We start from the raw sequence: 12,298 nt of genomic DNA on the forward strand, positions 1-12,298 counted from the left end.
CGCGAGTGAAAGCGGCGGGGTTATTTCCCCGCCGTTTTTTGTTTGCCGCCGTCAGGCTCGAGGCCCAGCGTGCGGCCGGGGAAACCGGCGGCGTCGAAATAGCGCTGGCTGCCGACGCGCTGGACGTTGAGCACGGTCTCCAGGCCGTTCTCGGACTTCTTCTTCGACCGCTCCACCATCTTGAATGCTTTCGGCACCACGCCGTTGGGCAGCGCCTCCGACATCACCCGGCCGACCAGGCCGCCGTTCTGCGAGCCGCGCAGGCCCATCAGATGGGCCGCGGTCATGCCGACGTCGGCATTGCTGACCGGGATCTCGCTGACATAGCCGGCTTTGAAGTCCGGGCCGATGGCGGCCATGAAGTTCATGGTGTCGCCGCGGCTGAAGCTGCCATGCATGCCCTGGCCCTGGCGCAGCACGGTATCGGCAATTTGCACCGAGCAGTTGGTCGGCGCCTCGCCGCAATCGCTGGCATAGGAGCGGAAGTTGACGACGATCGACGGCGTCGGCGTCGCCGCCTTGCCGCGCAAACTGAGGCTCGACAGCGGCAGGGTGCCCGGGAAGCGGCCGAGCGAGTCCTCGACGAACAGGCCGGAGACGTAGTCCTGATCGAGCAGCGCCTTGATGGTCTTCGCGGCGAGCTTTTTGTCCTTGTTCGGGAGATAGACGAGGTCCGAGCCGCCATTGGTGGCGACGACGAGATCGGGCTTGGTCGGATCCTTGCCGAGCACGCCGTTGCCCGCCTTGGGATGCTTGTTGCCCTCGACCTTGGCGTTCTTGTCGTTGGGGTCGAACAGCGGCAGGTCGAGCGCCTTGGCGAGGTCCAGCGCCAGGAAGCCCATGGGCAGGAAATCCTTGGGCGTGTCGTCATAGCCGACCTTGGCCGAGGGGCTGGTCTTGCTTTCCTTGGAGATGGTCGAGAAGCCGTGATCGGCCTGGACCATGATGTTGGTGCTGGCGGTCAGCCCAAGCTCGTCCAGCGCCTTGCGGAGCTGGGCGAGATTGTCGTCGGCGTTCTTGATGCCGGCCATCGAGGTCGGTCCGTTGATGCCGGGCTTGATCTGGTTGAGGCTGTCGCCGGTGTTGTGCTGACTGCCGTCGGGATCGCGCGACCAGAACACCAGCACGAACGGCTTGTTGCGCGCCTTGAACATCGGCAGCACCACCTTGGCGGCGACGTCGGCGAAATAAGCCTGCTGCGCGACGTTGGCGGACGTGGTGCCGGGCGTCTTGGCATCGCCGGCCTTCGAATTGTCGCCGCGCGGCGGTGTCGTGGTCGGCAGGCCGGCCTTGGTCAGCGCGTCCTTCACTTCGTCCGACAGCGCCACGCCGTTCTTGCCGCCGGTGGCGTCGTCGAACACGATCGAATGCAGGCCGGGCTTTTCGGGCTTGTCGGTGTGGTCGAACTGGTAGGTCGGACCATGCTTGCCCAGCGCGGCGGTGCTGTAGCCCTTGTCGCGCGCGAGCTTCAGGATGGTGTCCTCGTTGAGGTAGTTACCCCCGAAATGCTCGTCGATGTCGCCGAGCACGGCGTCGTTCTCGATGAAGGGGACCACGGTGTCGCCGGCGGGGACCGAGGTGTAATTGGTCCAGATCGTGTTGGAGAACACGCCGGTATCGCCGAGATAATGACCGGTCGACATCGCCGAGCCGTTGGCCATGGTGAAGGTCGGGAAGAGCGAGTGCGAATTCCTGAAGTTGACGCCCTTGTCGCGGACCGCGGCCATGGCGGGCGCCGTTTCCGGGGTGACCTTCAGCGCGCGCAGGCCGTCCGGAATGAACAGGATCAGGTTGCGGGGCGTGTTGTTCTGGGCGGAAGCAAGTCCGGTGGACAGCATTGTCAGTCCGGCGGACAGCAACAGCAGTGAACGGCGCATGGAAGGTCTCCTGGCGGTGAGGCGGCATGGCCGCCGACCGCGGCCCCCGGGGCCGCAACCGGCGGTCCCCCGGTTCGTTTAGTTTCGCTGCATGACAGTTTTGTTACAAGACCTACCGCCGATGCAAGAGGCTGGGGAAGGGGGGCTTCGCCAACGCGAATGTGACGTGATCGGATTCTCCACGCTCGTGTCCCGGACGCGGTGCGGCACGCAGTGACGCTCCGCAGAGCCGGGACCCAGCAGGCCGCAGCACGCGCTGGTGCATGGGCCCCGGCTCTGCAGCGCACCGCTGAAGAAGCGCTGCGCTGCGTCCGGGGCACGAGAGCGGAGTGTGGCGCCCAACTGTCTCAACATCGTCATTGCGAGCGCAGCGAAGCAATCCAGGAATCTTTCCGCGGAGGCAGCCTGGATTGCTTCGTCGCAAGGGCTCCTCGCAATGACGGAGTGTGGGGGGCGGCGTCGCTTTTTCAATTCGCATCTCACCCGCAGACACACCTTCACGTCCTCGCGGCGTATTTCGCCCGAGCTTTGCCTGGTCGCTTCACCCTCTCATGAACGAGGGCGCAGGGAAGGCCGGGAGCCGGTTGGCTCCCGTGGACCGCCATGCCAAGGGCAGACTGCGTGTGCTGCTGCATAGCGGAGAACAGGGCAACCGGAGACATCCCGGCCTTCCCTGCGCAGTGGTTTGACGGCTTATGTCGTGCTCTCCCCGGGAGCGTTGCACTATTGCCCCGTCGCCTTACGGATGACCGATGCGGGAGCCCGGTTGGGCCCTCCACATCACCGCAAGACTTGACGCCAGACTGCGGGCGTCAGGACCACACGATTTTGCCGTACGCCGATCACACCGGTCGTGTGCGCGAGGCGTCTTGCTCACGGTTGCCCGCCCTGCAAACACCTTCGCGCCGATGTCATCGGCGCCCACCGCCACCCGGCCCGCGTTCGTGACGATCGCGATACGCCCCTTGTCCTTGGGCCGGGATGCGGCGACACATACGGTATTTCAGAAATTCGGTAAAGTAGAATATTTTGCGTCCGGCGCGTTGACCCAGGGCTCGCGTGTTTTGCCCGGCGGGCAACGCAAGGGATTGTGGGCGGGCCCTTCAATCCGGCACGGTCTGCGCGCCCGGATTCCGGGCGGCGGCCGGCGCGGGCTTTGGCGCCGGCGGACCGCGGTCGGATTTGGCGAGATCGCGCCGCAGCGCCAGGGGCGCCGCATGCAGGGTGAAGGCGATCGCGATCTGCGTTCTGTTCTGGAGCCGGTATTTGCGCATGATGTTGCCGATATGCGCCCGCACCGTATTCTCCGAGATCTTGAGCTCGTAGGCGATGTTCTTGTTCTGCAGCCCTCGCGCGATCAAGATCATCAGCTCGCGCTCGCGCGGTGTCGGTGTGATCGAATCCTTCGCATCCGGGCTCATGATGGGCTCCTCCCTGGTCTTCGGGCCGATAGTGCCGCCTGAGGCATCTTCTCACTCCGTCTTGAGCGCCTCGATCGGGCTCAGCTTGGATGCCTTGTGGGCGGGATAGAAACCGAAGACGAGGCCGGTGGCGATCGAGAAGCCGAGGGCAAGGCCGATCGCCTGACCGTCGATCGAGGTGACCCAGCCGGCCATGCGGGCGACCGTCATCGAGAGCGTGACGCCGCCGAGCACGCCGATGGCGCCGCCGAGCAGGCAGAGCACCAGCGCTTCGCAGAGAAACTGCAGACGGATGTCGCGCATCCGTCCGCCGAGCGCGCGGCGGATTCCGATCTCCCGCGTGCGTTCGGTGACCGACACGATCATGACATTCATGATGCTGATGCCGCCGACCAGCAGCGAGACCGAGGCGATGGCGACGAGCAGCAGCGCGACGGTGCGGATCGCGCCTTGCTGCGCTTCCATCGCGGCGGCGGGATCCTGAACCTTGAAGTCGTCCTCCTGGCCGGCGGGGACACGGTGGCGCTGCCGCAGCAGGTTCTCGATCTCCGTTCGCGCGCCCGCCATCTGGCCGTCGCCGGCCACCTTGGCGATGATATAGGCAACCGAATCCCGGTTGATGTTGCTGGCGCTGCCGAGGAAGCGCAGCTTGGCGGTGGCGAGCGGCACGAAGGCGACGTCGTCCTGCGCGGGGTCCTTGCGATCGAGAACGCCGACCACCTCCAGCGGGACCTTCATGATGCGGATCTGCGCGCCGATCGGATCGTCGCCGGCCGGGAACAGCTCGCGTGCGACCGTGCTGCCGAGGATCACGACCTTGGCGGCGCCGGCCTCTTCAGCGCCGGAAAAATAGCGGCCCGCGGCGAGCTGCCAGTCGCGCACCATGAAATGCGCCGTCGTCGTGCCGTTGATCGTCGTGTTCCAGTTCTTGCTCTCGTGGATGATTTGCGCGGTGCCGGCGATCGAGCCGGCCGCGGCCTGGATCTCCGGAATCTGCTCGAGGATGGCCTGCACGTCGCTCTCGGTCATCGTCAGCTTGCTGCCGTCCTTGAGGCGCACGCCGCCCTGATAGGCCGCGCCGGGGATGATCATCAGCACGTTGGCGCCGATCGAGCGGATCTGCTGCTGCAGGCGCAACTGGGCGCCGGCACCGATCGCGAACACCGTCACGATGGAGGCGACGCCGATCACGATGCCGAGCATGGTGAGGAAGCTGCGCAGCGGATTGAGGCGCAGGGCGTGCAGGGCGATCCGGAAGCCCTGGAGCATCGTCATGGCACAGCGCTCCGTTTCGGCAGGATCGTGGCCTCGGTTTCGTCGGCGACGAGCTCGCCGTCATGCAGGCGGATGGTGCGGCGGCATTGCCTCGCGATGCCGGGATCATGCGTGATCATCACGATGGTCTGACCGGTGCGGTTGAGCGCGGCGAAGAGGGCCAGGATCTCGGCGCCGGTGCGGCTGTCCAGTGCGCCGGTCGGCTCGTCGGCGAGCACGATCAGCGGGGAGGCGATCAGGGCGCGCGCGATCGCGACGCGCTGCTGCTCGCCGCCGGAGAGCTGCCGCGGGAAATGATGGGCCCGGTGCAGCATGCCGACGGCCTGCAGGCTTTGCTCCGCGCGCGCCAGGCGCTCCTTGCGGTTGATGCCGCAATAGACCAAGGGCAGCGCGACGTTCTCGATCGCGTTGTGGCGGGCCAGCAGATTGTAGGACTGGAACACGAAGCCGATGCTGCGGGCCCGCAAGGACGACCGGCGATCCTCCGAGAGACCGGCGACGTCGGCGCCTTCGAGATAGACCGCGCCCTCGCTCGGCAGGTCGAGCAGTCCGATCATGTTCATCAGCGTCGATTTGCCGGAGCCGGACGGCCCCATCACGGCCGCGATCTCGCCTTGCGCGATGTCGAAGCTGACATTGCGGACGGCCGTCACCGCGACCCCGTCGGTGCGATAGGTTCTGCTGACCGAGCGGAGGCTGATGAGGGGCTGGGAGGCGCTCATGATCCAAACCTGATTCCGAGAAGTTCGAAGCCGGCCGGACGGATGGCCTGGCCGACCGCGACCTGGCTGCCTTCGCCGAGATCGCCGCTCCTGAGTGCGACCTGCTCGGTGCCGGCCGCGCCGACCGTCACGGCAATGCGCTGGAGCGCGCCGCTTGCGGTGCGTACCCACACGCCGCTATGCGCGCTGCCCGGGTCAGGTCGCGTGCCGGTGGGCTGGAAGCGCAGCGCGGCGAGCGGCACCTTCAGGACGTCGTCCTGCCGCTCGATCACGATCTTGACGAGGGCGGTCATGCCGGGGAGCAGCGCGCCGTCCAGATTGGAGGTCGCAAGGACGACAGTGTAGGTGACGACGTGCTGCTGGGTCTGCGGGGCCTTGCGCACCTGCCGCACCGCCGCCTCGAAACGGCGGTCGGGGTAGGCATCCACCGTGAAATGCGCGCGCTGGCCGGGGGCGATGCGGCCGATATCGGCCTCGTCGACCTGCGCGTGGATCTCCATGTCTTCGAGGCGGTGGGCCACCACGAAGGTGGTGCGCGATTCCAGTCCGACCGCGAGCGTCTGGCCTTCGTTGACGAACCTGCCGACGACGACGCCGTCGATCGGCGAGCGGATCACGGTGCGGTCGAGATCGGCCTGCGCCGCGGCGAGCACGGCTGCCTTCTCCGGCACGGCCATCCGTGCCTGCTGCAGCTCGGCTTCGATGCGGCGGACATCGGCCTGCGCGCCCTCGACCGAATAGGAGTTGAGCGACATCAGGACCTCGGCCTCGCGCTCCTGGGCGAGGCGCGCGGTGAACTCGGTCTGCGCGTCGTCGACCGTCGTCGTCGCCACCACGTTCTGCGACTGCAGCGCCAGCTTGCGCTGCAGGGTCTTCTGCGCCGAGGATTTCACCGCCTGGGCGCTTTCGAGCTTGGCGGCGAGCACGTCGCGGCTGCCGCGCGCGTTTTGCAGATCGATCCTGGCGCGATCGAGCTTGGCCCTGGCGATGTCGACGAGGGAATTGGCGACGGCGAGGGAAGCGCGGGCTTCGTCGACCTTGGCCGCGAAGCTGCGGGGATCGATCAGGGCGAGCGGCTGATCCTTGGCGACCGTGTCGTTGAAGTCGACATAGACCCGGGCGAGCTGCCCTGACAGTTGGGAACCGACCTCGATCGTCTTCACCGGCTGCAGGGCGCCGGTGACGGTGACGGTCTGCTCGATGCTGCCGCGCTGGATCGCAGCGTAGCGGAACACGGGCGAGTCGGGTCCGAGTGCCTGGCCTTTACGCCCGGTGGGCGCGAGCAGGCGCCGGGTCGAGGCCAGGCTCGACTCCAGGCTCGCGTGCAGGACGTGCGACGCGTTGATTGCGGCGTTCCCGGCAACGGCGACGATGGCCGGGCCCGCGGTGGTGACAGCGGCGAGGCTGCAGGCAGTTCCAAGCAAGGCAATAAATGGCACAAATCGCATATCAAATACCCGCCTCTTGAAATGGCTCGTTGGCGGCACGGACAAAGATCGCGCGATGGTTGTAAATCCACCAAAGCGATATCGATCGTCAGTATGTCGGTCTTGCCGGGGCGTCGGTCGGGCGCGGTTGATGATCCAGAAGTAAAGTGCGCGCTGTGCGACTATTCGTGATTTGAAGACAATGCATACGGGGCGTATCGATACGGGGCGCGCGGTATCGAACTCGATAAGCCGATCGAACGTCCCGTCTGGTCCGGCCAAAGCGGCCACCTGAGGCGTTCGAACCGGTAGATGGGTGGCGATGCCATGACGCAGCCGGCGAGACCTCGACGCAGCATTGCCGCATTCCAACGACCGGCCCGTCGCGATGCCGCCGGTGGCGCGGCCCCGTCTCCTCTATCACGAAGCCCGATATGTGAACGCCTTCACTCGTCTCCGGCGCGTGTTGGCTCTAAGAGGTCGAACCGGCGGAGCGATGCGCCGCGTTCGATTTTTCGCGATTCCATCCAAGCACCTTGATCTCGCTTGCAAGAAGAATGGACGGCTCGTTGCATTTTCATCGAGCCGCAAGCCGGGGAGTCCGTTGCCCATGAATCAAGGTCAAGCCACGGTTTACGTCGTCGACGACGAAATCCAGATTCGAACCGCGATTGGAAATCTCTGCGAGGAGACCGGACACCAGGTGAAGCTGTTCGCCTCGACGGACGAGTTTCTCGGGGAGACCATTTCCGGCGGGCCGTCATGCCTCGTGCTCGACGTCCGCTTTCCCGGCACGTCGCCGACCGGCCTCGAGCTGCAGCGCCGGCTCGCCGAGACGGGCGTGCCGATCCCGATCGTCTTCATCAGCGGCCATTCCGACGTCCGCGTCTCGGTCGAGGCGATGAAGCGCGGCGCCGTCGAGTTTCTGCCGAAGCCTTTTCGCGAGCAGGAGATCCTCGACGCGATCCGGCACGGCATCGAGCGCGATCGCCGGCGGCTGGAGCGCGAGGACGCCGTGCGGGAAGCGCGCCAGCGCGTCGAGACGCTGACGGCGCGGGAGCGCGAGATCATGCTGCTGATGGCCGAAGGGCTCGTCGCCAAGCAGATCGCGGCGCGGCTTGGCGTCAGCGAAGTGACGGCGAAGGTGCATCGCGCCAGGATGATGCGGAAGCTGGAGCTGCGCACGCCGATCGAGGTGGTGCGGCTGATCGCCAGCATGGGACGCGATACGGAGACGGGAGCCGGTGCGCACTAGCCTGGCGAGCTTTCGGGTGAGAGCGATTTCGTGCAAGGCGTCTAGTCCGTACCGATTAGCATGAACTGCAGTCTGTCGCGCAGCTGAGGATCGGTTCAAAGTTGTCCCTACGATGTCGGCTCTTCCAAGGCGGCATCCGAACTCAGTCAGACAACTTTGACAGAAAGGTATTCTCCATGCGCAAATTGTTTTTTGCTTCCGTTGCATTGTTCGCCCTGTCCTCCGCCGCTCAGGCCGCCAACACCTCGACCACGGTGCAGGTCGGCGTCGTGAACGGCTCCAGCGTTTCGCAGCAGGGCCTCACCAACGACACGTCTTCGACCAGCCAGCTCGGCCTCGTGAACAGTGCGACCACGATGCAGGGCACCAGCTCGGCCTCGCTCAACAACGGCAGCACGGTGAACCAGATCGGCGTGCAAAACTCGGCGACCACCGGCCAGGTGGCGTTCGGCAACAACGGCAGCGCGATCACCCAGGATTCGTTCGGGCCCGCCGCGCTGCAGAACAACTCCGCCGCCGTCGGCCAGCTCAGCGTGTTCGGCGCCAACGGCAGCACCGTTTCGCAGACGGCGCACTGAACCACGTAACCGTGTGGCCGGACGCATCCAGTTGCGGTGCGTCCGCGCCATTCTCGAATGCATCGCAACCGGCCGGCCGATCAATTGCGACGGCTCGCTTCTTCTCGCGGAGGAATTGACATGCGGATCACCTATTTCATTGCAACGGTTGCGGCGCTCGGTGCGCTGACGGCCGCCGATGCACAGGCCGGCAACACCGCCAGCGTGCTGCAGTTCGGGACGACCAACACTTCGTTCATTTCGCAGAGCGGCGGCACCAGCAACAACGCCACGACGCTGCAATTCGGCGCGACCAACACGGCAACGACGCTGCAGACCGGCTCGCTGCTCACCGTCAACAATTCGGTGATCGGGCAGGGCGGCACGACCGCAACCGCATCCAATATTGCGATCGCTGGCCAGGTCGGCGGCTCAAACACGAGCCTGATCGGTCAGATCGGCGCGAACAATGCGGCCGGCGTCGGCCAGCTCGGAATCCTGAACGGCTCGACCATTCTCCAGCAGGCGCCGTGAACGGACGTGGAAGTTGCGAGGCATGTCATGAAACATCATTTGCGATGCGCGGGCGCCGTCCTGCTCGCTCTCTGTCCGGTCGGCGCTGGGCCAGCCCGCGCCCAGACCGCCGACATCAAGACCATCGTCTCGGTCGGCGGACCGCCGGTCGTGCTGAACCAGAACAGCCAGCTCAACATGGCGGGCGTGTTCATGATCGGCGGCAGCACCAGCGCGACGGTGACGCAGACCGGCACCAACAATGCCACGGGCGTCCTGCAGTTCGGTGGCACCAATTCGGCATCGGTCGGGCAGACCGGGGCGAACAATCTCGCCTTCGTCGGTCAGGCCGGGCAATCCGCGAGCAGCGCGATATCGCAGCTCGGCGCGATCAATGCGGGCACGGTGGCGCAGTTCGGCCTGGTCAACACTTCCACGATTCACCAGACCAGCCCGTAAATCGCGCGAAGTGATCGGCGTCAGCAGGCAACGGGGAAACGCGATGCGATGTGGCAGACGGAGTTTTGGAGGCGTCCTCGTTCAGGTCCTGGCCGTCGCGGCGGCGCTTGCCGTCACGCCGGCGAGCGCCGGGTCGATCCAGCGCACCGTGACCAACCGCAACGTCAGCATCGAAACGATCGTGCAGTTCGGCAACGACGTTCAGCCGGTCACGATCGAGGAGAACAGCCGCATCAACATCGCGCGGGTGATCCAGATCGGCGGGACCGGAACGGTGGACGCGACCATTATCCAGAACGGCACGCGCAACTATGCCAACGTGATCCAGATGGGCGGCACCACCAATGCGATCATCGGCCAGTCCGGCGTCAGCAACACCGCCGACATCACCCAGGTCGGCAATTCCACCAACGCGCTCCTGCTTCAGATCGGCGACATGAACAGCGGAGCGGTGAGACAGTTCGGGCGTTTCAACTGGCTGGCCATCTTCCAGTTCGGCCGCTGATGGAGGTGTGACATGAGATTGCTCCTGCTCGCATCCGGAATAGGACTCATGAGCGTGATCGCGGCCGCGCCCGCCGGTGCTGCCGACGGACACACCACGGTGGTCCAGGACGAGAACGGCACGTCGGTGATCACGCAGAGCGGCGATCCCGCGCAGGCCGAAGTGAAAATCGAGAAGGAGCCCGGGCGCACGACGGTGTATCGCCGCAGCGGCGGCAATACGGCCATCGTGACGCAAGGGGCCGGACCCGGAAGTGGCACCCCGCAGGACATGCTCGACTGGCTGCGCAAGCAGCAGGGCCGTTGACGCGCGAAGGCCCACCGTCCGCGAGGGACGGCGGGCATCGCGTGAAGCGGCCTTACCAGCGATAGCCGCCGGTCAGCGTGCCGTTGTTGTTGCCCTCGGGGCCGACGTCGCCCTGCGTCGAGCTCGGGGTCGGATGGTTGGTGCCGTTGAGTGCACCATAGGGCCCGGCGACGTCAGGATAATAGCCGCGCGGCTGAACCGGCTCGTAGGTGGGGGCCGTGCGGTCCCAGCCGACGCGCGGACCGTTCCAGCCATAACCCTGTGCCGAGGCTGCCGCCGTGCCGGCGATCAGCGATGCCGTGATCAGGCAGAGGAGTTTTGACTTGTTCTGCATACGAAATGCTCCTTGCTTGTGTCGGGAGCCAACGGTTGCACTGCGGCAGCGTTCCGGAACCGGGCCGGCGGCGTCGATCAACTCCGATCAACTGGTTATGAAGCGCATGGGCCGGAACGGAGCGGCTTGAGAGGTGGTCGCGGGCGTTCTTGCCGCACCGGTTCCCGCGTTAATCCCGTGCCTTAACCAATAATTAATTATAGGTTTGCGGGCGGGCGACAGCCCGGCCTAGCGTGGTTGCGGGGAGCCGCTAACGCTTAAGGCCAAACGAGTTGGTGCGTATCATGACCTACACAATGCATGGGGCCTTGCTCGCCTCGCTCGGTGCAGCCGCGCTGCTCCTGACCCCCAATGACAGTTTCGCCAGACCCGGCGGTGCCGCACCGCATGGTCTCGCGGCAGCGCCGGCCGGCGCCGTGGCGCGTGCGCCGATCGCGCCGGGCGCGCGTTTCCACCGCCGCAATAACCCCTTCGTCTATTGGCCCGGTGGCGGCGGCTTCTTCTACGACAGCGCCGGCTATGGCCAGCCCTTCGCAGATGCGCAGCAGCCGGTGTCCACCGACGTGCGCTACACCTATACGTATGACGTACCCTGGGACTGGACGCATCGCTTCCCGCCGAACGTCGTGCCGTCCGACCGGCCCTATGTGCCGAGCTGTCCGACCGAGCAGGTGACGGTGCCCGGCCGCGGCGGCAGCGAGCACACCGTCAACATCACGCGCTGCTACTAGGGTCCTATCCCAGCTCGAAGCTGGTCACGCCGAAGACGCGGTCGACGCGCAGCGGCGCGATCGCGCCCGTGTACATCCGCGCCGTCTCGAACACCGGCTTGAGGCCAAGGGATTCCGCGAGCGCGATGGCCGCGGGATTGACGGCGGGGACATCGAGAAAGACTTCGCCGCCGCCCGCGCTCGGCAGCAGCGCCTGCACGATCGCCTCCGCCGCCGCGCGGTCGTCGGCGACGAGCGGGCCGATCTTGTAGCCGGTCCGGCAGGGGCGGATCACGCCCCAGGCTTTGAGCTTGCCGTCACGCCAAAGCGCACGTCCGACATGGCCCGAAGTGTTGATCCAGGCGCGCAGGAAGTCGCTGCGTCTTGCCGGGAAGACCGTGGCGTCGTCGGCCTCGACGAGCGCGAACGGGATCGTGTCGAGCGCAACGACATCGGCAGGCGGCCTCGCGGGCGCGGCGACGATGCCGCCGTAGCGGATATTCGCGTAGGCGAGCTGGAAGCCGGATTTCCTGTAATTGTCCTGCTGTGCCACTACGCCGTCGAGCCCGATCAGGCGCGCGCCGGCATGCGCGATCGCCGCGTTCCAGATGCGAAGGCCGTGGCCGGAGCCGCGAAGATCCGCGCGCACGATGTAGAATCCGAGGAAGGCGAAGCGGTCGTCGTAATTGACGCAGGAGACGGTCGCGACCGGCTCGCCGTCGATCTCGCCGACGAAGAAGCCTTGCGCGTCCGGCACCGTGAAGCAGGCGGCATCGCAGAGGCCCGGATTCCAGCCCTCGGCGGCAGTCCAGTCGACGGCGAGCAAGACCTCTTCGGGGCGCAGATTGCGGATGTGCAATTCGCTCATGACGGATGCCTCCGGCGGTGGACCTGCCGGCAGCTCCGGCGGTAGAAGGCCTCATGATAGGCCGAGCCC

General features: G+C 66.0%; 14 protein-coding genes. 7 read left to right on the top strand and 7 right to left on the bottom strand.

The window, feature by feature from the left end; all coding sequences use genetic code 11:
• Positions 1 to 20: 20 nt before the first annotated feature.
• From QRQ56_RS03400 to QRQ56_RS03420, 5 genes are all read right to left on the bottom strand, one after another.
• Complete coding sequence (locus tag QRQ56_RS03400) at positions 21 to 1,877, bottom strand: alkaline phosphatase family protein (RefSeq protein WP_438737618.1); 1,857 nt, start codon at positions 1,875 to 1,877, stop codon at positions 21 to 23.
• 1,103 nt (positions 1,878 to 2,980) lie between these two features.
• On the bottom strand, positions 2,981 to 3,298 hold the full coding sequence (locus tag QRQ56_RS03405; RefSeq protein WP_438737619.1) for a response regulator transcription factor: 318 nt from the start codon (positions 3,296 to 3,298) through the stop codon (positions 2,981 to 2,983).
• Between the two features lie 51 nt (positions 3,299 to 3,349).
• A complete protein-coding gene (locus QRQ56_RS03410) occupies positions 3,350 to 4,573 on the bottom strand; it encodes an ABC transporter permease (RefSeq protein WP_438737620.1) in 1,224 nt (407 codons plus the stop codon).
• Positions 4,570 to 5,295 (bottom strand): ABC transporter ATP-binding protein, encoded by a 726-nt coding sequence (locus tag QRQ56_RS03415; RefSeq protein WP_438737621.1) that lies wholly within the window; start codon positions 5,293 to 5,295, stop codon positions 4,570 to 4,572. Before QRQ56_RS03415 ends, QRQ56_RS03410 begins: the two co-directional genes overlap by 4 nt.
• Positions 5,292 to 6,743, bottom strand: a complete 1,452-nt coding sequence (locus QRQ56_RS03420) for an efflux RND transporter periplasmic adaptor subunit (protein ID WP_438737622.1) — start codon at positions 6,741 to 6,743, stop codon at positions 5,292 to 5,294. Before QRQ56_RS03420 ends, QRQ56_RS03415 begins: the two co-directional genes overlap by 4 nt.
• Positions 6,744 to 7,332: 589 nt before the next feature.
• Here QRQ56_RS03420 and QRQ56_RS03425 point away from each other — a divergent pair.
• From QRQ56_RS03425 to QRQ56_RS03450, 6 genes are all read left to right on the top strand, one after another.
• A complete protein-coding gene (locus QRQ56_RS03425) occupies positions 7,333 to 7,977 on the top strand; it encodes a response regulator transcription factor (RefSeq protein ID WP_438737623.1) in 645 nt (214 codons plus the stop codon).
• A 176-nt stretch (positions 7,978 to 8,153) separates the two neighbouring features.
• Positions 8,154 to 8,555 carry a curlin subunit CsgB gene (locus tag QRQ56_RS03430; RefSeq protein WP_438737624.1) on the top strand — a complete coding sequence of 134 codons (402 nt, stop codon included), beginning with the start codon at positions 8,154 to 8,156 and terminating at the stop codon, positions 8,553 to 8,555.
• 120 nt (positions 8,556 to 8,675) lie between these two features.
• The gene (locus tag QRQ56_RS03435; protein WP_438737625.1) at positions 8,676 to 9,068 is read left to right on the top strand and encodes a curlin; all 393 of its coding nucleotides are present in this window, start codon (positions 8,676 to 8,678) and stop codon (positions 9,066 to 9,068) included.
• Positions 9,069 to 9,095: 27 nt separating this feature from the next.
• Entirely contained in the window at positions 9,096 to 9,506 is a 411-nt protein-coding gene (locus QRQ56_RS03440; protein WP_438737626.1) for a curlin, read from the top strand.
• Between the two features lie 43 nt (positions 9,507 to 9,549).
• A complete protein-coding gene (locus QRQ56_RS03445) occupies positions 9,550 to 10,011 on the top strand; it encodes a curlin (protein WP_438737627.1) in 462 nt (153 codons plus the stop codon).
• 12 nt (positions 10,012 to 10,023) lie between these two features.
• Positions 10,024 to 10,317: a hypothetical protein gene (locus QRQ56_RS03450; RefSeq protein WP_438737628.1), complete on the top strand. Its 294-nt coding sequence runs from the start codon at positions 10,024 to 10,026 to the stop codon at positions 10,315 to 10,317.
• Between the two features lie 52 nt (positions 10,318 to 10,369).
• On the opposite strand, the gene QRQ56_RS03455 is transcribed toward QRQ56_RS03450, so the two are convergent.
• Complete coding sequence (locus QRQ56_RS03455; protein ID WP_438737629.1) at positions 10,370 to 10,651, bottom strand: hypothetical protein; 282 nt, start codon at positions 10,649 to 10,651, stop codon at positions 10,370 to 10,372.
• Between the two features lie 284 nt (positions 10,652 to 10,935).
• On the opposite strand from QRQ56_RS03455, the gene QRQ56_RS03460 reads away from it, so the two are divergent.
• A complete protein-coding gene (locus tag QRQ56_RS03460; protein WP_438737630.1) occupies positions 10,936 to 11,382 on the top strand; it encodes a hypothetical protein in 447 nt (148 codons plus the stop codon).
• 4 nt (positions 11,383 to 11,386) lie between these two features.
• Here QRQ56_RS03460 and QRQ56_RS03465 read toward each other — a convergent pair whose 3' ends face one another.
• Positions 11,387 to 12,229, bottom strand: coding sequence for a GNAT family N-acetyltransferase (locus tag QRQ56_RS03465; RefSeq protein WP_438737631.1), 843 nt, complete (start codon positions 12,227 to 12,229; stop codon positions 11,387 to 11,389).
• Positions 12,230 to 12,298: the final 69 nt, after the last annotated feature.

The sequence above is a fragment of the Bradyrhizobium sp. U531 genome, from assembly GCF_051710265.1.
GTDB lineage: Bacteria > Pseudomonadota > Alphaproteobacteria > Rhizobiales > Xanthobacteraceae > Bradyrhizobium.